Genomic DNA, 20701 nt, shown 5'->3' on the forward strand with positions numbered 1-20701 from the left:
TTATTTCTTTTTCTTGTTTTTTATCAACCATCCAAGTCCGAGAAGGGCAAGGATACTGAATCCAGCAAGGGCAAGGAGGGATTTGCTCTCAGTTCCTGTGTTTGGAAGGAGGTTCTGAGAGTGAGCCTCTGCAGCAGTTTCTTGAGTTTCAGGATTGGCTGCTAGGTTTTGAGCTTGACCTTGTTCTGGTTCGACTTCCAAGCTAGAAAGGTCAAATTCTGGTTTTTCTTCCACAGCTGGAGCGACAATGGCACCACCTTGAGACAAGCGGAGAACGACAGCAGTGAGAGCGTTCAATTTCAAGCCTTTTTCAGTCCATTCGAGACCTTGAGGGTTAGCAATTCCTACTGGTCCTGCTTGGTTTTCATCTGCGAGAACTTCGGCCTTTCTCAAGTGAGCAAAGGCAGTCCCCAAGTTGAATTCGCGGGCCTTATCATCTGCATTGACAAAGACTGCGTAGACATCGCCGTTTGGAGCAGTGATTTGGTAGCCGATGGTCACATCTTCTTTTTCAACGCCATTTTGTCCTGGGACAGTAATGAGGTGGACGCGCTCTTTGATGTCTTGCAGACTCTTGAGTCGGAAGGCATCTGTCGATTGACGAAGGGCGATCAATCCTTTCATGTAGTTACGGCTCTTGACATTTTCAGGATATGCTTTGCCATCTGTTGCCTTGGTCCAATCAAACTTGTTGACAGCATCACTAGAGTCGTAAGAGTCATGGATAAAGTAAGGATAGACAAATGGCTTGCCGTCCTTGTCGCGCAACAAGTGAGACTTGTTTGGAACCTTATCCTCTGAGACAGGATTCTTATAGGCTGGATCAAGGAATTGTTTGGTACGTCCGTATTCCTGACCAGAGTGGATAAACGGAGTTCCTTGAGCGGTCAAGACCATGAGGTTTCCAAGTCGCAAACGGCGATGAATCTCAGCGTAGTTTTCAGCCTTGCTTGGGTCTTTTTTGATAGACTGAGCAATAATGTCAAAGAGGGTCAAGTTATCATGGGCCGCGATATACTGGATAACATCTCCAGGGTTGTCTGCTTCAAAGTTGGTTGGTTGGGCAATGAGATTTTTAAAGATGGTATTGATATCGCGTTTGCCACCTGTGATAAAGGCAGGTTGACCTTCGTTTGGATAGCCAGACTTGAGGTTGTTACGGATGTCGTCTGAAAAGACAGCAACAGTATCTGTTTTCTTCATCCAATCTTGGTCAGCAGGTTGTACAGGCGTATTTTCATCACCAGTATAGGTTCTCCAGCCTTCACCTAGCATGATAAGATTTGGATTGAGGGCGCGTGCAGCTTTGTACGCTTCTTCGATAGAAGCTGCATCGTGGTCACCCATCATATCGAAGCGGAAACCATCTACTTTGTAGGTTTCAACCAGATACTTGATGGAGTCTACCAAGACACGTTTAGACATGTAGTGGGTAGTTCCCAAACGGCCACCTCCAAAGCTGGTACGAGGAGTTCCGTCTGCATCCATAAAGTGGTAGTAGTTTGGCTCAATATCCTCAAAAATATCAACATTGGCAGTATGGTTGTAGACCACATCCAAGATAGCCCCCATGCCACGTTTGTGGATTTCGTTGATGAGGTTTTTGAATTCTGCGATACGTTTTTCTGGATCCTTAGGATCGCTTGAGTACATACCAGTCAAGGAGAAGTAGTTTTGAGGGTCATATCCCCAGTTGTAGTTGCTGTTGCTTGAAGCGTAGGCAGACAAACGTTCATGGTTTTTCAATTCATTGACAAAGTAGTAAGACAAGACTGGAAGGAGCTGGATGTGGGTCACACCCAAGTCTTTGAGATAGTCCAGTTTTTCGATAAAGGCTTCAAAGGTACCAAATGGCTTGGTCAAGTCTTTTGCGATGGCAGGATCCGAAGTGAAGTCACGTACATGAGCTTCGTAGATAACGGCATCTTCACGTGATTTGAAGTTACGAATCTTTCCATAGGTCAAGTCTTGCGGACCTAACTTCGCTGGATCGACAAAGGCAGCTTTAGCGACCTTATGAGCGGTATCTGTTTTTGCTAGGTCACTGTTCCAAGCCGCTAATGATTTGGCATAAGGGTCAAGAACGAGGACAGTTTTACCTTGGCGCTCGATTTGGTAGTGGTAGTAGTAGCCAGTGTAGTTGCTGATACCGAGACCAGAGTTTGCATCCAGAGTTTGTTTCCAGGTTCCTTTTTCTCCTTTTTCAAGGGCGACAGTTCCAACTACTTTTTCAGGGTCTTTCTTGTCATAGACAACAACGGAAACCTTATCAGCACTTGGAGACCAGAGGGTGAGGTCAACACGCTTGCCATCTTCTTTTAGAGTTGCGCCGAGTGGACCATCGTAACTGTAGGATTCATCCTTGAGGCGCCAGCTTGAACGTGTGGTAAAGCGGTCTGAATTGTAGCTGACAGTGTAAGGGTGTTGAGTGTCAGAGAAGTCGCCGATGTAGGTCACTTTTTTACCTGCCTCATCCACTTCCACGTCTGTGATAGTTACTTTATTCCCTTGGTAATCAGTGATGCTGGAGTGTTTGAGGATGTCGTCTTTCTTAGCTCCAACTAGGGTAGAAAAACTGCTTTCGATACGAGATTTAGCCACGTGTTGGGCACCAGTCATGCGGATATCGTGCACATAGTAGGGGTTGGTGTAGATGGTTTCGTCATCATCTTTGAGGAAAATCTGACTGTGATTTTTTAGATCAGTGAATTTATAATCTTCTTTTCTGATTTTCACATCATCGCCTTTCTTGCTTTCGTCTAGTAATAAAAATCCAAATTCTCTCGCAGCTTCATTGAGTGGAATGTCAATGTAACGTCCATATTTTCCAGTTGCGGTAAAGTCAGTACCGTCAGGCCATTCTCCACTGCTTGGGTTTTTGACATCGCCCCAATACCAAAGAGATTTTTTGTCGTAGTTCCCGTCGGTGCGGTAGTAGTTGACACGAATAGTTCCTGCTGGCTGAGGGCGGTAGTTGTATACCTTGTAGTTTTCATCTAGCCAGGCCTCATTCATTTTTGGAGAGAGGCGCTCTACAGAACGGTCTCCCGTCAGGTTATCCCCCTTGGTATTGTTGATGAGGAAGCTGACTTTCTTGGCTTGCTCATTTTTGAGTTTGACATCTAGATAATAGCCGTAGTCATCTTGCTTGGCATCCTTGAAGGACTTGGCTCCATTGGGCCAGTTTTCAGACGGCTTTTCAACATCGTCCCAAGTCCAAAGACCTTGAGAATCTTTGTTCTCTTCAGGGAGTTTTTTTACATGGATACGGAAGTGGTTGTCTGCGATGGGTTCTTCAGAGGATGTGTCAGCTTGTGGTTTTTGTTCTGAAGTTGGCGTTGCAGTGCTAGTATCTACTTTCTCTTCCTTGCTGTTAGCCTGGCTTGTAGTAGCATCTTCTGTTTTGGGTGTTTCTGGCGCTGTAGTAGTTTCCACAGCTGGAGCTTCTTTTTTAGAATCAAGGGAAGCGTTTGCATTCTTTTGTTCAGAAATAGGCGTTTCCTTTTGAGTTTGACTCGTTTCAGTCTCAGTAGGGGCCTTGGTCACAGCGCTGGTATTTTCCTGAGTTTGAGGCAGGTTTTCGTTAGCCGAAATAGTTGGCATTGTAGCAGAAAGCAGGACAATGCTAGCACCAATAAGGACAGAACCAGTTCCGTTCTTCAAGGAACGGATACCATAAATCATTTTTTTCTCAGTTTGAGATGGGATCTTTTTCATCACAATTCTCCTTGTGTAGTTGTTCTCTATCAGTATAGCACGAGGTAAACATTAGTGCAAGCGTTTTCCTAAATTTTAAGAGAAAATATAATGCTTCATTCTCTTGAAATTTTAAAATAATATATAGGAAAAGATTGTTTAAAAAAATAGTAAAAAACCTTGAAAAATCTAGCTAAATAAGGTATAATATGAGTAATCATTTGTCGTAGGTTTTGTCTGAAATATTGTCCAGACAAGGCTCACAGCAGTTAAATCTTCTGAAAAAGTCAGATTTAGCTGCTCTTTTTGTGCTTTTTTTCAGGTTTTTGAGTGCTTGTAACAAAAATTTAAAGATTCTGAAAATTCGTCAAAGGGACACGGTGATAGGGGTTTTAAAAACCATATGACGATTAGAAAAGCCTGATTGACAAGGCTTGGAATTTATTTACAAAGGAGAATCATCTTGGCAGGACATGACGTTCAATACGGGAAACATCGTACCCGTCGTAGTTTTTCAAGAATCAAAGAAGTTCTTGACTTACCAAATTTGATTGAAATTCAAACGGATTCATTCAAAGATTTCCTAGATCACGGTCTTAAGGAAGTATTTGAAGATGTATTGCCAATTTCAAACTTCACAGACACAATGGAGTTGGAATTTGTTGGCTATGAAATCAAGGAACCAAAATACACGCTAGAAGAAGCTCGTATCCACGATGCTAGCTACTCAGCACCAATTTTTGTAACCTTCCGCTTGATCAATAAAGAAACAGGCGAAATCAAGACCCAAGAAGTCTTCTTTGGTGATTTCCCAATCATGACCGAAATGGGTACTTTCATCATCAATGGTGGTGAACGTATTATCGTTTCTCAGTTGGTCCGCTCACCAGGTGTTTACTTTAACGACAAAGTAGACAAGAACGGTAAAGTAGGCTACGGTTCTACTGTTATCCCTAACCGTGGAGCTTGGTTGGAACTTGAAAGCGACTCAAAAGACATCGCTCATACTCGTATCGACCGTACTCGTAAGATTCCATTTACGACCTTGGTTCGTGCGCTTGGTTTCTCTGGTGATGATGAAATCTTTGATATCTTTGGTGACAGCGAATTGGTTCGCAATACTGTTGAAAAAGATATCCACAAGAATCCAATGGACTCTCGTACAGACGAAGCCTTGAAAGAAATCTACGAACGCCTTCGTCCAGGTGAGCCTAAGACTGCTGAAAGCTCACGTAGCTTGCTTGTAGCTCGTTTCTTTGACCCACGCCGCTACGATTTGGCAGCTGTTGGTCGTTACAAGATCAATAAAAAACTCAACGTTAAAACACGCTTGCTCAACCAAACCATCGCTGAGCCATTGGTAGATCCTGAAACTGGTGAAATCTTGGTAGAAGCTGGTACCGTTATGACTCGTAGCGTGATTGAAAGTATCGAGAGTCACTTGGATGGAGACTTGAACAAGATTGTTTATATTCCAAACGATGCAGCTGTTTTGACAGAACCAGTTGTGCTTCAAAAATTCAAGGTTGTTGCTCCAACGGATCCAGACCGTGTTGTAACCATCATCGGAAATGCCAATCCAGACGACAAGGTTCGTGTTGTAACTCCTGCGGATATCCTTGCAGAGATGAGCTACTTCCTTAACTTGGCAGAAGGTATCGGACGTGTGGATGATATCGACCACCTTGGAAACCGTCGTATCCGTGCAGTTGGTGAATTGCTTGCCAACCAAGTACGTCTTGGACTTTCTCGTATGGAACGTAATGTTCGTGAACGCATGTCTGTTCAGGACAATGAAGTTTTAACACCACAACAAATCATCAACATCCGTCCTGTAACAGCTGCAGTTAAAGAATTCTTTGGTTCATCACAGTTGTCACAGTTCATGGACCAACACAACCCGCTTTCTGAGTTGTCTCACAAACGTCGTTTGTCAGCCTTAGGACCTGGTGGTTTGACACGTGACCGTGCAGGATATGAAGTACGTGACGTGCACTACACTCACTATGGTCGTATGTGTCCAATCGAGACACCTGAAGGACCTAACATCGGTTTGATCAATAACTTGTCATCTTACGGACACTTGAATAAGTATGGATTTGTTCAAACACCATACCGTAAGGTTGACCGTGAAACAGGTGTAGTCACAAACGAAATCGTTTGGTTGACAGCCGATGAAGAAGATGAATTTACTGTAGCGCAGGCCAACTCTCGCCTCAACGAAGACGGTACTTTTGCTGAGAAAGTTGTCATGGGACGTCACCAAGGGGTCAACCAGGAGTACCCAGCAGAAGTGGTTGACTATATGGACGTGTCACCAAAACAGGTAGTTGCCGTTGCGACAGCATGTATTCCTTTCTTGGAAAACGATGACTCCAACCGTGCCCTTATGGGTGCCAACATGCAACGTCAGGCTGTGCCTTTGATTGATCCAAAAGCACCTTACGTTGGTACTGGTATGGAATACCAAGCAGCTCATGATTCTGGAGCGGCTGTTATTGCTCAGTATGATGGTAAAGTTACATACGCAGATGCTGACAAGGTAGAAGTACGCCGCGAAGATGGTTCATTGGACGTTTACCACATCCAAAAATTCCGTCGTTCAAACTCAGGTACTGCTTATAACCAACGTACACTTGTTAAAGTTGGCGATGTCGTTGAAAAAGGCGACTTTATCGCTGACGGACCTTCTATGGAAAAAGGGGAAATGGCGCTTGGACAAAACCCGATCGTTGCCTACATGACATGGGAAGGTTACAACTTCGAGGATGCCGTTATCATGAGCGAACGCTTGGTCAAAGACGATGTCTACACATCTGTCCACCTCGAAGAATACGAATCAGAAACCCGCGATACAAAGCTTGGGCCTGAAGAAATTACTCGTGAAATTCCAAACGTTGGTGAAGATGCTCTTAAAGACCTTGACGAAATGGGTATTATCCGTATCGGTGCTGAGGTTAAAGAAGGAGATATCCTTGTAGGTAAAGTCACACCTAAGGGTGAGAAAGACCTTTCAGCTGAAGAACGTCTCTTGCACGCTATCTTCGGAGACAAGTCTCGTGAAGTGCGTGATACTTCTCTTCGAGTACCTCACGGTGCCGATGGTGTCGTTCGTGATGTTAAGATCTTTACACGTGCAAATGGTGATGAGTTGCAATCAGGTGTTAACATGCTGGTTCGCGTCTACATCGCTCAAAAACGTAAGATCAAGGTCGGAGATAAGATGGCCGGACGTCACGGAAACAAAGGGGTTGTCTCTCGTATCGTTCCTGTAGAAGACATGCCTTACCTTCCAGACGGAACGTCCAGACGGAGCTCCAGTCGACATCATGTTGAATCCACTTGGGGTACCATCACGTATGAATATCGGTCAGGTTATGGAACTTCACCTTGGTATGGCAGCCCGTACTCTTGGTATCCACATCGCAACACCAGTCTTTGACGGAGCAAGTTCTGAAGACCTTTGGGACACTGTTAAAGAAGCAGGTATGGATAGCGATGCCAAAACAATCCTTTACGATGGACGTACAGGTGAGCCGTTTGACAACCGTGTATCAGTTGGTGTCATGTACATGATCAAACTCCACCACATGGTTGATGATAAATTGCACGCGCGTTCAGTCGGACCATACTCAACCGTCACCCAACAACCACTCGGAGGTAAAGCTCAGTTTGGTGGACAACGTTTCGGTGAGATGGAAGTTTGGGCTCTTGAAGCCTACGGTGCGTCAAATGTTCTCCAAGAAATCTTGACATACAAGTCTGACGATATCAACGGACGTTTGAAAGCTTATGAAGCTATTACAAAAGGAAAACCAATTCCAAAACCAGGTGTTCCAGAATCCTTCCGAGTTCTTGTAAAAGAATTGCAATCTCTTGGTCTTGACATGCGTGTCCTTGACGAAGATGATCAAGAAGTGGAACTTCGCGACTTGGATGAAGGAATGGACGAAGATGTCATCCACGTAGATGACCTTGAAAAAGCCCGCGAAAAAGCAGCCCAAGAGGCTAAAGCAGCCTTTGAAGCTGAAGAAGCTGAGAAAGCAACAAAAGCGGAAGCAACAGAAGAAGCTGCTGAACAAGAATAAGCAGTTCATTTAGAATAGAAAGGGAAGAAATAGTGGTTGATGTAAATCGTTTTAAAAGTATGCAAATCACCCTAGCTTCTCCAAGCAAAGTCCGTTCATGGTCTTATGGAGAAGTCAAAAAACCTGAAACAATCAATTACCGTACCTTGAAACCAGAACGTGAAGGACTCTTTGACGAAGTCATCTTTGGTCCAACAAAGGACTGGGAATGTGCTTGTGGTAAGTACAAACGCATTCGTTACAGAGGGATTGTTTGTGACCGCTGTGGGGTTGAAGTAACGCGTACGAAAGTTCGTCGTGAGCGTATGGGGCACATCGAGTTGAAGGCTCCTGTATCTCACATCTGGTATTTCAAGGGGATTCCAAGCCGTATGGGCTTGACCCTTGATATGAGTCCTCGTGCCCTCGAGGAAGTTATCTACTTTGCGGCTTATGTGGTGATTGATCCGAAGGATACACCACTTGAGCACAAGTCTATCATGACAGAGCGCGAATACCGTGAGCGCTTGCGTGAGTATGGTTATGGTTCATTCGTTGCCAAGATGGGTGCCGAAGCCATCCAAGACCTTTTGAAACAAGTAGATCTTGAAAAAGAAATTGCCGAACTCAAAGAAGAGTTGAAAACAGCTACTGGACAAAAACGTGTCAAAGCTATCCGTCGTTTGGATGTTTTGGATGCCTTTTACAAGTCTGGGAACAAACCTGAATGGATGATTCTCAACATCCTTCCAGTTATTCCACCAGACCTTCGTCCAATGTTGCAGTTGGATGGTGGCCGTTTTGCCTCATCTGACTTGAACGACCTTTACCGCCGTGTTATCAACCGTAACAACCGTTTGGCTCGTTTGCTTGAGTTGAACGCACCAGGTATCATCGTTCAAAATGAGAAGCGTATGCTTCAAGAAGCGGTTGACGCTTTGATTGACAACGGTCGTCGTGGTCGTCCAATCACAGGACCAGGTAGCCGTCCACTGAAATCATTGAGCCACATGCTTAAAGGGAAACAAGGGCGCTTCCGTCAAAACTTGCTCGGAAAACGTGTTGACTTCTCAGGACGTTCCGTTATCGCCGTTGGTCCAACTCTTAAGATGTACCAATGTGGTGTGCCACGTGAAATGGCGATTGAGCTCTTTAAACCATTTGTGATGCGTGAAATCGTTGCGCGCGACATCGTGCAGAACGTCAAAGCGGCTAAACGCTTGGTGGAACGCGGAGACGAACGTATCTGGGATATTCTTGAAGAAGTAATCAAAGAACACCCAGTACTTTTGAACCGCGCACCGACCCTTCACCGTTTGGGGATCCAAGCCTTCGAGCCAGTCTTGATTGATGGTAAGGCTCTTCGCTTGCACCCACTTGTCTGTGAAGCCTATAATGCCGACTTTGACGGGGACCAAATGGCCATCCACGTACCGCTTTCAGAAGAAGCTCAAGCAGAAGCTCGTATCTTGATGTTGGCTGCTGAGCATATCTTGAACCCGAAAGATGGTAAACCAGTTGTTACTCCATCTCAGGACATGGTTTTGGGTAACTACTACTTGACCATGGAAGAAGCTGGTCGTGAAGGGGAAGGAATGGTCTTCAAAGACCGTGACGAAGCGGTTATGGCTTACCGTAATGGTTATGTTCACCTCCACTCACGTGTTGGTATTGCAACAGACAGCCTTAACAAACCATGGACAGAAGAGCAAAAACACAAGGTCTTGCTGACAACAGTTGGTAAAATCCTCTTCAACGACATCATGCCAGAGGGTCTGCCTTACTTGCAAGAACCAACAAATGCCAACTTAACAGAAGGTGTTCCAGCTAAATACTTCTTGCCACTAGGTGGAGATATCAAGGAAGCAATCAGTAATCTTGAACTCAACCCTCCATTCAAGAAGAAAAATCTTGGAAATATCATCGCTGAAATCTTCAAACGTTTCCGTACGACAGAAACTTCTGCCCTACTTGACCGCATGAAGAACCTCGGATACCACCACTCAACTCTTGCAGGTTTGACAGTGGGTATTGCCGATATCCCAGTCGTTGAAGACAAGGCTGAAATCATCGAAGAATCACACAAACGTGTAGAACAAATCACCAAACAATTCCGTCGTGGTATGATCACAGACGACGAGCGCTACAACGCTGTTACAGCTGAATGGCGTGCAGCCCGTGAAAAATTGGAGAAACGTTTGGTTGCCAACCAAGATCCTAAGAACCCAATCGTTATGATGATGGACTCTGGAGCTCGTGGTAACATTTCAAACTTCTCACAGCTTGCCGGTATGCGTGGTCTGATGGCCGCTCCGAACGGACGTATCATGGAATTGCCAATCCTTTCAAACTTCCGCGAAGGTTTGTCAGTACTCGAAATGTTCTTCTCAACTCACGGTGCCCGTAAAGGTATGACCGATACGGCCCTTAAGACAGCCGACTCAGGTTACTTGACTCGTCGTTTGGTTGACGTTGCCCAAGATGTGATCATCCGTGAGGACGATTGTGGAACAGACCGTGGTCTCTTGATCCGCTCTATCGCAGAAGGAAAAGAGATGATCGAGTCTCTCGAAGAACGTCTCAATGGTCGTTATACTAAGAAAACTGTTAAACATCCAGAAACTGGTGCAGTGATCATCGGTCCAAATGAGTTGATTACGGAAGACAAGGCGCGTGAAATTGTCAATGCTGGTGTGGAAGAAGTGACTATCCGCTCTGTATTTACATGTAACACTCGTCATGGCGTCTGCCGTCACTGTTACGGTATCAACTTGGCGACTGGTGATGCGGTTGAAGTTGGTGAAGCAGTTGGTACAATCGCTGCCCAATCTATCGGGGAACCTGGTACACAGCTTACAATGCGTACCTTCCACACGGGTGGGGTTGCCTCAAATACCGATATCACTCAGGGTCTTCCTCGTGTCCAAGAAATCTTTGAAGCCCGCAATCCTAAAGGGGAAGCGGTCATCACAGAGGTCAAAGGACAAGTTACAGCTATCGAAGAAGACGCGTCAACTCGTACCAAGAAAGTCTTTGTTAAGGGTGAAACTGGCGAAGGTGAGTACGTGGTTCCATTTACAGCACGTATGCGTGTCGAAGTTGGAGACCAAGTCTCTCGCGGTGCAGCATTGACAGAAGGTTCTATCCAACCAAAACGTCTCCTTGCTGTTCGTGATGTCTTGTCAGTTGAAACCTACCTCCTCGGTGAAGTACAAAAAGTTTACCGTAGCCAAGGGGTAGAAATCGGTGACAAACACATCGAGGTAATGGTTCGTCAAATGATCCGTAAAGTTCGTGTCATGGATCCAGGTGACACAGATCTTCTTATGGGTACTCTCATGGACATCAACGACTTTACAGATGCCAACAAGGATGTTCTTATCGCAGGTGGAGTTCCAGCGACTGGTCGTCCAGTTCTTATGGGAATCACCAAAGCCTCACTTGAAACAAATAGTTTCTTGTCAGCGGCTTCCTTCCAGGAAACAACTCGTGTCCTTACAGATGCAGCCATCCGTGGTAAGAAAGATCATCTCCTTGGACTCAAGGAAAATGTTATCATCGGTAAGATCATCCCAGCTGGTACTGGTATGGCTCGCTACCGTAACCTTGAACCACAAGCTATCAATGAAGCAGAATATCTGGCTCCAGAACAAGAAGAGGCAGAACTTGCTCCTGTAGAGGAAGTTGTGGAAATCCAAGTTGAAGAAACAGTAGAATAAAAGCAAACAAGAGAACCTTTGGGTTCTCTTTGCTTTATTTCAGAAAATTTTCCCACTTTTTCATAAAGTATGGTAGAATAAAAGAACTAAAATGCCAAGGAGGTGTCCGTATGGAACAAACATTCTTTATCATTAAGCCAGATGGTGTGAAAAGAGGGCTGGTCGGCGAAATTCTGCAAAGAATGGAACAACGAGGTTTCAAACTCGAAAAATTAGAGTTACGTTCAGCAGTTTCAGAAGCTTTGATTGACCAACACTATCAAGACTTGGTTGAAAAAAGTTTTTATCCTCCTATCCGTCAGTTTATGACCTCAGGACCAGTAGTGGTGGGCATTCTATCAGGTCCGAAAGTGATTGAAACTTGGCGGACCATGATGGGGGCTACTCGTCCAGAAGAAGCTCTGCCAGGAACTATCCGAGGAGATTTTGCCAAGGCTGCAGGAGACAATCAAGCCATTCAAAATGTAGTTCACGGCTCCGATTCGGAAGCTTCTGCAAAACGTGAAATTGCTCTCTGGTTTAAGTATTAGACTGGTAAAAGAACAGTTCTGTGCACAACAGAGCTGTTTTTTGGTCAGTTGAGCACAAAAAAAGAACACTTGAGGCGGTAACGATCATTTCAAACTCCTCACAAGGTATAATCCCATATAGGGAGGGAAAAGAAATGGTAAAATCAATTCGCCTATTGTTACTGATTGCAGTCGTCCAGATTAGTTTTAGTAGTTGTCTATTATGGAAAGAAACCTTTTTATCTTTAAAACAGACCAATGCTTATTTTTTGATTTTGATAGTAGGAATTTCTGTTCTGTGTGCTGGGATAAATTATTTCTATACAGCAGACCAGTCTAGACATAGTATTTTACATGTTCAAAAGAAAGTGAGTCTTGTTTATTGCCTCCTTTTAGTAGTCAATCTTCTGGCAACCTGTCTGGTTCTCTCAGAAAGCATCCAAACCACTAGCAAATTGCAGCAGGAATTGGTTGACCTCTTTTTACCCTCCTTCTTTTTCTTGCTAGGAGTAGATCTATTGATTTTCTTACCTTTTGATAAAATTTTTCGCGATATAGAAAATCGCCTAAATAAAAAGAAAACAGTCGTCATTTCCGTTCTAGCTACGATGGTTTTCTTGAGGAATCCCTTAGTGATTTCCTCGATCCTCATTTATATCAGTGTTGGTTTTCTATGCGCACGTTTCCTTTTTCCAAAATGTATTCAAAGGGAAATCTCCTTTTATGGACACCTGATTCGGGATATCCTGTTTGTTTTTTCAATAGTTGTATTCTTTTAAGTAGAGGAGAATTTTTCAAAATTGTTATAGTAAGTCCATAAAGAAAATTCACACAAAAGAAAACTTTTTGGTATAATAGTAGCATGCACACAAAAAATGAAGAAGAGCTTCTAGCTCTCGGAGAAAGATTAGGTCATTTGCTTCAAAAAGACGATGTTCTGATCTTGACTGGAGAGTTGGGTGCGGGTAAAACAACCTTTACAAAAGGTCTTGCTAAGGGCTTGGATATCCGTCAGATGATTAAAAGTCCAACCTATACCATTGTTAGAGAGTATGAAGGGCGTTTGACACTTTACCACTTGGATGTCTACCGTATCGAAGGTGATACTGATTCTATTGACTTGGATGAGTTTCTCTTTGGTGGCGGTGTGACTGTTATTGAGTGGGGGCATCTTTTGGATGAAGATTTACCAGATTCTTACTTGGAGTTGGAAATTTTGAAAGAAGCAGATGGTCGTTGTCTTCATTTTACAGCTCATGGTTCTCGGGCTGAACAACTCATCAAGGAGCTTCAAGATGGAGTATGAGTTGTGTATTCGTGAGGCAGAGATTTCAGATGCTACAGCCTTAATTGCATTTTTAGATTGTGTCGGTCAAGAGACAGATTTTACCAGCTTGGATGAAAATGGCATCATGATGACAGCTTCTGAAATGGCTCTTTTTATCGAAAAACAAGCTGCATCAGAGAATCAAATTACTCTCCTCGCCTTACTGAATGATGAGATTGCAGGAGTTTTAAATATCACTGCTGATCAGCGTGTAAGGGTTCGGCATATTGGAGATGTTTTTTTGGCGGTTCAAAAGAAATTTTGGAACCAAGGTTTGGCTACCATACTTCTAGAAGAAGGTATTGAGTGGGCTAAAACGAGTGCTGTTTTGCGTCGCTTACAACTAAGTGTACAAAAACGAAATGAGGCCGCTATCCACCTCTATTCAAAAATGGGATTTATAACAGAAGGCTTACAAGAAAGAGGAGCCTATTTAGCAGAAGGGATATTTTTAGATGTTTGTCTTATGGGCAAGCTGATAAATGAATAACGAGATGATTAAAAAATTAATTGGAATGGTGCTAGGTTTCCTAGCAGTAACAGTTTTAGGTATAGCGGTTTATGGCTATACCATCTACCAACAGGGAACAGAAACCCTAAGTAAAAAGACTTACAAAAAAATCGGGGAAGAAACCAACGTTATCGAAGCGACGGAGCCTCTGACCATCCTCTTGATGGGGGTAGATACGGGAAATGTGGAACGTACAGACCCGTGGGCGGGAAATAGTGATTCCATGATTCTCTTGACGGTTAATCCTAAAACAAAGAAAACCACAATGATGAGTTTGGAACGGGATATTTTGACCAAGATTGAGACTGGAAACGGTCAAGTTCAGGAAGCTAAACTCAATGCCGCCTATGCTAATGGTGGTGCGGAACTTGCAATTTCTACTATTCAAAAGATGATGAATATCCACATTGACCGCTATGTGATGGTTAACATGCAGGGACTTCAACAATTGGTGGATGCGGTTGGTGGGATCACCGTCAACAATACACTTGGTTTCCCAATTTCGATTGCTGACCAAGAAGAGTTTAATAAGATTTCCATCGGTGTTGGAGAACAAACTTTGAATGGTGAGGAAGCCCTGGTGTATTCACGGATGCGTTACCAAGACCCAGAAGGAGATTATGGTCGTCAAAAACGTCAACGTGAAGTCATTCAAAAAATCGTTGAGAAGGTTTTGAGCCTAAACAGTGTGAGCCATTATCAAGGTATCCTCAAAGCTTTGAGTGATAACATGCAGACCAATGTGGACTTGTCAGCTAAGAGCATTCCACAATTGCTCGGCTATCAAGATTCTTTTAAGAATATCGAAACGCATCAATTGCGTGGGGAAGATGCTGAGCTACAGGGAATTTCTTATCAGATTGTCACTTCAGAACATATGCTCGAAATGCAAAATCTCTTGCGTAGTTCACTAGGTAAAGAGCCGATGACAGAATTGGAAACCAATGCGGTACTGTACGAAACAGCCTTTGGTCGGACAGCGCCTTCAACCAGTACGAACGCTTCAAACGAAGAAGCAGAATAAGAAAAGAATCAAATCGTGGGAAATTTCCTGCGATTTTTTCAAAAAAATTCGAATAGATAAGTAGGAGGAAACATGAAAGCAGAAATTATTGCTGTTGGAACAGAAATTTTAACAGGGCAGATTGTCAATACCAATGCTCAGTTTTTATCAGAGAAACTAGCCGAAATCGGGGTAGATGTCTACTTCCAAACTGCTGTTGGAGATAATGAAGCTCGTCTTTTGTCCTTGCTTGAGATTGCGAGTCAACGTAGTAATCTTGTGATTTTGACCGGGGGCTTGGGACCAACTGAGGATGATTTGACCAAACAAACTCTGGCAAAATTTTTGGGAAAAAATCTAGTGTTTGATCCTCAAGCACAAGAGAAATTGGATATTTTCTTTGCTCACAGACCTGACTATGCTCGTACACCGAATAATGAGCGCCAAGCCCAAATTGTAGAAGGGGCAACTCCATTGCCAAATGAGACAGGTTTAGCAGTAGGAGGGGTGTCGGAAGCTGACGGAGTGACTTACGTGGTTCTTCCAGGACCTCCTAGTGAGTTGAAACCCATGGTCTTAAATCAGCTCTTGCCCAAGTTAATGACTGGTGCTAAGCTCTACTCACGAGTGCTCCGTTTCTTTGGAATTGGGGAGAGTCAGTTGGTGACCATTTTGGCGGATTTAATTGACCATCAAACCGATCCGACCTTGGCGCCTTATGCCAAGACGGGAGAAGTGACCTTGCGCTTGTCTACAAAAGCAGTCAGTCAAGAAAAGGCTGATCAAGCACTGGATATCCTAGAAAATCAAATCTTGGATCGCCAAACTTTTGAGGGAATTTCTTTACGAGCTATCTGTTATGGATATGGGGAAGAAACCAGTCTCGCAAGTGTCGTTGTAGAAGAGCTAAAGAAGAGACAGAAAAGCATTACTGCGGCAGAAAGCTTGACGGCAGGTCTCTTTCAAGCGACATTAGCAGACTTTTCGGGCGTTTCAGCCATCTTTAATGGCGGTTTTGTCACTTACAGCCTAGAGGAAAAGTCCAAGATGCTGGATATTTCCGAGCAAGAGCTAAAAGAACACGGGGTTGTTTCTGAGTTTACGGCTCGAAAAATGGCAGAGCAGGCACGGATCAAGACTCAGTCTGATTATGGAGTCAGTCTGACAGGTGTAGCTGGGCCAGATAGCCTAGAGGGTCATCCAGCTGGTACAGTTTTTATTGGACTGGCACATGCCAAAGGGACAGAGGTGATCAAGGCTAATATCGCAGGACGGAGTCGAGCAGATGTCCGACATATTGCGGTCATGCATGCCTTTAACCTAGTTCGCAAGGCTTTATTAAGTGACTAAATTTTGGTATAATGAAAGATAGGTCTAAGGACCAGTAGAATATAGGAGAACAAAATGGCGAAAAAACCAACAAAAAAATTAGATGAAATTGGGAAAAAATTTGGAGCAGACCGTGAAAAAGCATTGAACGATGCTCTTAAATTGATCGAAAAAGACTTTGGTAAAGGCTCAATCATGCGCTTGGGTGAGCGCGCGGAGCAAAAAGTTCAAGTGATGAGCTCAGGCTCATTGGCTCTGGACATTGCTCTTGGTTCAGGTGGTTATCCTAAAGGACGTATCATCGAAATCTATGGACCAGAATCATCTGGTAAGACAACGGTTGCCCTTCACGCTGTTGCGCAAGCACAGAAAGAAGGTGGTATTGCAGCCTTTATCGATGCGGAACATGCTCTTGACCCAGCCTATGCTGCAGCCCTTGGTGTGAACATTGACGAATTGCTCTTGTCACAACCAGACTCAGGAGAGCAAGGTCTTGAAATTGCTGGAAAATTGATTGACTCAGGTGCAGTTGACCTTGTCGTTATCGACTCGGTTGCGGCCCTTGTACCTCGTGCGGAAATTGATGGGGATATTGGAGATAGTCACGTTGGTTTGCAAGCTCGTATGATGAGCCAGGCCATGCGTAAACTTGGTGCTTCTATCAATAAAACCAAAACAATTGCCATCTTTATCAACCAATTGCGTGAAAAAGTTGGAGTCATGTTTGGAAATCCAGAAACAACACCTGGTGGACGTGCTTTGAAATTCTACGCTTCAGTCCGTTTGGATGTTCGTGGAAGCACACAAATCAAGGGAACTGGTGATCAAAAAGATACCAATGTCGGTAAGGAAACCAAGATCAAGGTCGTGAAAAACAAGGTAGCTCCACCATTTAAGGAAGCCTTTGTTGAAATCATGTACGGAGAAGGAATTTCTAAGACTGGTGAGCTCTTGAAGATTGCAAGTGATCTCGATATCATCCAAAAAGCGGGAGCATGGTACTCTTACAAGGGTGAAAAAATCGGACAAGGATCTGAAAATGCTAAGAAATACTTGGCGGATCACCCAGAAATCTTTGATGCCATTGACCACCAAGTCCGTGTTCAATATGGTTTGATTGAAGATGAAGAAAGAACAACTCCTACCTCTGTTGCAGAAGATTTAGCACCTAACCAAGAAGTAACACTTGACCTAGGCGACGGACTCGAAATCGAAATTGAAGATTAAAAATAAAAGCGGAGAAGTCTTTCTCTGCTTTTTATGTTTAAATATTAAGTCTCCATAAGCTTCAAAAGCGTAATAAAAGAGTATTTAATCAAAAAAATTAAATCATTCTATAAAAAGGAGACTACTATAATGGAAAAACGCCTTGTTCGAAACGTACAAGACAAAAAGATTGCTGGTGTTTGTGCTGGTATCGGTGACTACTTTAACATGGACCACACACTTGTTCGTGCACTTTGGATTATCTTCACCCTACTTGGTGGTTCTGGAATCTTAGCTTATGCTATTCTCTACTTCCTTCTTCCGGAAGGCAATGCAGAAGCTTAAGCCATAGAGAGAATAAAAGTTTATTCTGATCAGTTGAAAATAAAAAATGCATGTAATCGTAGATTACATGCATTTTTATATGTAGCTTCTATCGAAAAAGAGAGGTTCTTCACTGGATGGATAAGTCCTGTTTAATGGTCACTAAAACGACGATACTCTATATGAAAGTCAAAATAATGTTCATTCTGTAGCTTTTGGAAGATGTCGCGATAGGCTTCTTCGTCAAAATAGTCGCCACGGTAGAGAATTTCAAAACTCAAACCTTCGTACTCTAGAAAAGCATTGGCTGTTTTGAAACCATTTTGGCGGTAGAAGTCCATGCGTGCCTTTCTCTGCTCCAAGTTATCGCATTCTTCGTCCAATCGCTCGACTTCCAATAACATGGTTCGCTGGTAAAAATCAGTCAGCTTTTCGATGATTTCTTTTCCATATCCGTGGCTTCTCAAGTGGGGCATGATGGCAAAAAAGCTGATATAAAAAGCTTTTTGATTGGAGATGGCAAAAGCAAAGCCGACAAACTCTTCTTGGTTATAAAAGGCAAAAAAGTGAGCGTCTTCTCGGTCCTGATAGCGCAAGAACTCGGATAGAGGGACTCGTTCTTCCTTGGGGAAAGCTTCCTTGTTTAGCTTTTCAACCTTATCCAGATCGGGAAATGCATCGGTTATTAATTGACTGGTCAAATTCATAAATGACCTCCTTTTCTTGATTATAGCAAATTGTCTCTCTGTAAGCAATTGATTGCAAACTTAGTGATAGAGCCTTGTCGCTCCTTTAGAAAGCTGATATAATAGCTTTATGAATAAGAAACGATCCGTGGACTTGATACATGGTCCTATTCTTCCTGCGCTGTTAAGCTTTGCCTTTCCAATCTTGCTGTCAAATATTTTCCAACAGCTCTATAATACAGCTGACGTCTTGATTGTTGGACGATTTCTTGGTCAAGATTCCTTGGCAGCAGTAGGGGCGACAACTGCCATTTTTGACTTGATTATAGGCTTTACGCTTGGTGTTGGAAATGGCATGGGGATCGTCATTGCCCGCTATTATGGGGCTCGTAATTTTACAAAGATCAAGGAAGCAGTAGCAGCCACCTGGATTTTAGGTGCTCTTTTGAGTATTGTGGTCATGCTGATGGGATTTGTCGGTCTGTATCCTCTCTTGCAATATTTAGATACTCCTGTAGAAATCCTTCCTCAATCCTACCAATATATTTCTATGATTGTGACTTGTGCCGGTGTCAGCTTTGCCTATAATCTCTTTGCAGGTTTGTTGCGGTCCATTGGAGACAGTCTAGCAGCTCTTGGATTTCTGATTTTCTCTGCTCTGGTCAATGTGATTCTCGATCTCTATTTTATTACGCAACTGCAACTGGGTGTTCAATCTGCGGGACTTGCTACCATTATCTCACAAGGGTTGTCAGCGGTTCTTTGCTTTTTCTATATCCGTAAGAGTGTTCCAGAACTGCTTCCTCAACTCAAGCATTTTAAATGGAACAAGGCCTTGTATGCGGATCTCTTGGAGCAAGGTTTGGCTATGGGTCTGATGAGTTCCATTGTGTCCATTGGTAGCGTGATTTTACAGTCTTCTGTCAATACTTTTGGAGCTGTGATTATTAGTGCACAAACAGCAGCTCGACGGATTATGGCCTTTGCTCTCCTTCCAATGACGGCTATTTCTTCTGCTATGACGACCTTTGCCTCTCAAAATCTAGGAGCCAAGCGACCAGATCGCATAGTCCAAGGTCTTGGTATTGGGAGTCGTTTGAGTATGTCCTGGGCAGGTTTTGTTTGTATCTTCCTCTTTTTTGCCAGTCCTAGCTTGGTTTCTTTCTTGGCCAGTTCGACAGATACCTACTTGGTAGAAAATGGTAGCCTCTACCTGCAAATCAGTTCAGTCTTTTATCCGATTTTGAGCCTTTTGCTGATTTATCGCAATTGCTTGCAGGGATTGGGGCAGAAAGTCCTTCCTCTAGTTTCCAGCTTTATAGAACTAATCGGGAAAATCGTTTTTGTGGTCTTGATTATCCCTTGGGCAGGGTATAGGGGAGTCATCTTTTGCGAACCCCTTATCTGGGTTGCCATGACTACCCAACTGTACTTTTCACTTTTCCGCCATCCCCTGATAAAAGAAGGCAAGGCAATCTTGGCAGCCAAAGGACAATCCTAGCTGGATTTGCTGAATAAAATCCATTTCCTCTAGTGAAAATCGAAAAAACTTGTGTTATAATAAGAAAGATTAAAATGTGAAAAAAGGAGATTCCTAATGGGACGTAAATGGGCCAATATCGTAGCCAAGAAAACGGCTAAAGATGGAGCTAACTCTAAAGTATATGCAAAATTTGGTGTAGAAATCTATGTAGCAGCTAAAAAAGGGGATCCAGACCCAGAATCAAACACTGCTTTGAAATTCGTTATCGACCGTGCTAAACAAGCCCAAGTGCCGAAACACGTTATCGATAAAGCGATTGATAAAGCCAAAGGAAACACAGACGAAACCTTTACAGAAGGACGTTATGAAGGTTTTGGACCAAATGGTTCTATGTTGATTGTGGATACCTTGACTTCAAACGTCAACCGTACCGCAGCTAATGTCCGTGCAGCTTTTGGTAAAAACGGCGGAAACATGGGTGCTTCAGGTTCGGTTTCATACCTCTTTGACAACAAGGGTGTGATCGTATTTGCAGGTGAGGACGCTGATGCAGTCTTTGAGCAATTGCTCGAAGCAGATGTGGATGTGGACGATGTAGAAGCAGAAGAAGGAACAATCACGGTTTATACAGCTCCAACAGACCTTCACAAGGCTATCGTTGCCCTTCGTGAGTCTGGCATCGAAGAATTCCAAGTGACTGAATTGGAAATGATTCCTCAGTCTGAAGTGGAATTGTCAGGCGAAGACCTTGAAACCTTTGAAAAACTTTACAGCGTTCTTGAAGACGATGAAGACGTACAAAAGATCTACACAAACGTAGATGGATTCTAATAGAAAAACG

Annotated in this window: 13 protein-coding genes and 1 pseudogene; 12 read left to right on the top strand and 2 right to left on the bottom strand. The window is 43.5% G+C overall.

The features are described 5' to 3' along the window. A complete protein-coding gene (locus AXF18_RS04620) occupies positions 1-3717 on the bottom strand; it encodes a pullulanase (protein WP_065371550.1) in 3717 nt (1238 codons plus the stop codon). Between the two features lie 442 nt (positions 3718-4159). Between AXF18_RS04620 and rpoB the strand changes: the two are divergent. From rpoB to AXF18_RS04670, 10 genes and pseudogenes are all read left to right on the top strand, one after another. Continuing rightward, positions 4160-7784: pseudogene (rpoB, locus tag AXF18_RS04625) on the top strand (DNA-directed RNA polymerase subunit beta). A gap of 32 nt (positions 7785-7816) precedes the next feature. Continuing rightward, a complete protein-coding gene (gene rpoC / locus AXF18_RS04630) occupies positions 7817-11482 on the top strand; it encodes a DNA-directed RNA polymerase subunit beta' (protein ID WP_000228753.1) in 3666 nt (1221 codons plus the stop codon). Positions 11483-11592: 110 nt separating this feature from the next. Beyond that, a complete protein-coding gene (ndk, locus tag AXF18_RS04635; protein WP_065371551.1) occupies positions 11593-12012 on the top strand; it encodes a nucleoside-diphosphate kinase in 420 nt (139 codons plus the stop codon). Between the two features lie 134 nt (positions 12013-12146). After that, a complete protein-coding gene (locus AXF18_RS04640; protein ID WP_065371943.1) occupies positions 12147-12770 on the top strand; it encodes a hypothetical protein in 624 nt (207 codons plus the stop codon). A gap of 83 nt (positions 12771-12853) precedes the next feature. Next, positions 12854-13297 carry a tRNA (adenosine(37)-N6)-threonylcarbamoyltransferase complex ATPase subunit type 1 TsaE gene (gene tsaE, locus AXF18_RS04645; RefSeq protein WP_065371552.1) on the top strand — a complete coding sequence of 148 codons (444 nt, stop codon included), beginning with the start codon at positions 12854-12856 and terminating at the stop codon, positions 13295-13297. After that, a complete protein-coding gene (locus tag AXF18_RS04650; protein ID WP_065371553.1) occupies positions 13287-13808 on the top strand; it encodes a GNAT family N-acetyltransferase in 522 nt (173 codons plus the stop codon). Before tsaE ends, AXF18_RS04650 begins: the two co-directional genes overlap by 11 nt. A gap of 4 nt (positions 13809-13812) precedes the next feature. Further along, positions 13813-14853 carry an LCP family protein gene (locus tag AXF18_RS04655; protein ID WP_065371554.1) on the top strand — a complete coding sequence of 347 codons (1041 nt, stop codon included), beginning with the start codon at positions 13813-13815 and terminating at the stop codon, positions 14851-14853. 72 nt (positions 14854-14925) lie between these two features. Further along, the gene (locus AXF18_RS04660; RefSeq protein WP_065371555.1) at positions 14926-16182 is read left to right on the top strand and encodes a competence/damage-inducible protein A; all 1257 of its coding nucleotides are present in this window, start codon (positions 14926-14928) and stop codon (positions 16180-16182) included. A gap of 54 nt (positions 16183-16236) precedes the next feature. Beyond that, positions 16237-17388, top strand: a complete 1152-nt coding sequence (gene recA, locus AXF18_RS04665; protein WP_001085520.1) for a recombinase RecA — start codon at positions 16237-16239, stop codon at positions 17386-17388. Positions 17389-17517: 129 nt separating this feature from the next. Continuing rightward, positions 17518-17712, top strand: a complete 195-nt coding sequence (locus AXF18_RS04670) for a PspC domain-containing protein (RefSeq protein WP_000415527.1) — start codon at positions 17518-17520, stop codon at positions 17710-17712. Between the two features lie 131 nt (positions 17713-17843). On the opposite strand, the gene AXF18_RS04675 is transcribed toward AXF18_RS04670, so the two are convergent. Next, entirely contained in the window at positions 17844-18398 is a 555-nt protein-coding gene (locus AXF18_RS04675; RefSeq protein ID WP_001054828.1) for a GNAT family N-acetyltransferase, read from the bottom strand. 109 nt (positions 18399-18507) lie between these two features. Here AXF18_RS04675 and AXF18_RS04680 point away from each other — a divergent pair, with 109 nt between their 5' ends. Beyond that, complete coding sequence (locus AXF18_RS04680) at positions 18508-19878, top strand: MATE family efflux transporter (protein ID WP_065371556.1); 1371 nt, start codon at positions 18508-18510, stop codon at positions 19876-19878. Positions 19879-19974: 96 nt separating this feature from the next. After that, positions 19975-20691: a YebC/PmpR family DNA-binding transcriptional regulator gene (locus AXF18_RS04685; protein ID WP_000532894.1), complete on the top strand. Its 717-nt coding sequence runs from the start codon at positions 19975-19977 to the stop codon at positions 20689-20691. Positions 20692-20701 lie beyond the last annotated feature (10 nt).

Source organism: Streptococcus sp. oral taxon 064 (assembly GCF_001683375.1).
Lineage (GTDB): Bacteria > Bacillota > Bacilli > Lactobacillales > Streptococcaceae > Streptococcus > Streptococcus oralis_S.

What these genes read in the sequence shown, in the direction of transcription:
- ndk (WP_065371551.1), top strand. Translation starts at nt 11,593, where the DNA reads ATGGAACAAACATTCTTTATCATTAAGCCAGATGGTGTGAAAAGAGGG.
- AXF18_RS04640 (WP_065371943.1), top strand. Translation starts at nt 12,147, where the DNA reads ATGGTAAAATCAATTCGCCTATTGTTACTGATTGCAGTCGTCCAGATT.
- AXF18_RS04685 (WP_000532894.1), top strand. Translation starts at nt 19,975, where the DNA reads ATGGGACGTAAATGGGCCAATATCGTAGCCAAGAAAACGGCTAAAGAT.
- AXF18_RS04655 (WP_065371554.1), top strand. Translation starts at nt 13,813, where the DNA reads ATGATTAAAAAATTAATTGGAATGGTGCTAGGTTTCCTAGCAGTAACA.
- AXF18_RS04660 (WP_065371555.1), top strand. Translation starts at nt 14,926, where the DNA reads ATGAAAGCAGAAATTATTGCTGTTGGAACAGAAATTTTAACAGGGCAG.
- tsaE (WP_065371552.1), top strand. Translation starts at nt 12,854, where the DNA reads ATGCACACAAAAAATGAAGAAGAGCTTCTAGCTCTCGGAGAAAGATTA.
- AXF18_RS04680 (WP_065371556.1), top strand. Translation starts at nt 18,508, where the DNA reads ATGAATAAGAAACGATCCGTGGACTTGATACATGGTCCTATTCTTCCT.
- AXF18_RS04620 (WP_065371550.1), bottom strand. Translation starts at nt 3,717, where the DNA reads ATGAAAAAGATCCCATCTCAAACTGAGAAAAAAATGATTTATGGTATC.
- AXF18_RS04670 (WP_000415527.1), top strand. Translation starts at nt 17,518, where the DNA reads ATGGAAAAACGCCTTGTTCGAAACGTACAAGACAAAAAGATTGCTGGT.
- AXF18_RS04650 (WP_065371553.1), top strand. Translation starts at nt 13,287, where the DNA reads ATGGAGTATGAGTTGTGTATTCGTGAGGCAGAGATTTCAGATGCTACA.
- recA (WP_001085520.1), top strand. Translation starts at nt 16,237, where the DNA reads ATGGCGAAAAAACCAACAAAAAAATTAGATGAAATTGGGAAAAAATTT.
- AXF18_RS04675 (WP_001054828.1), bottom strand. Translation starts at nt 18,398, where the DNA reads ATGAATTTGACCAGTCAATTAATAACCGATGCATTTCCCGATCTGGAT.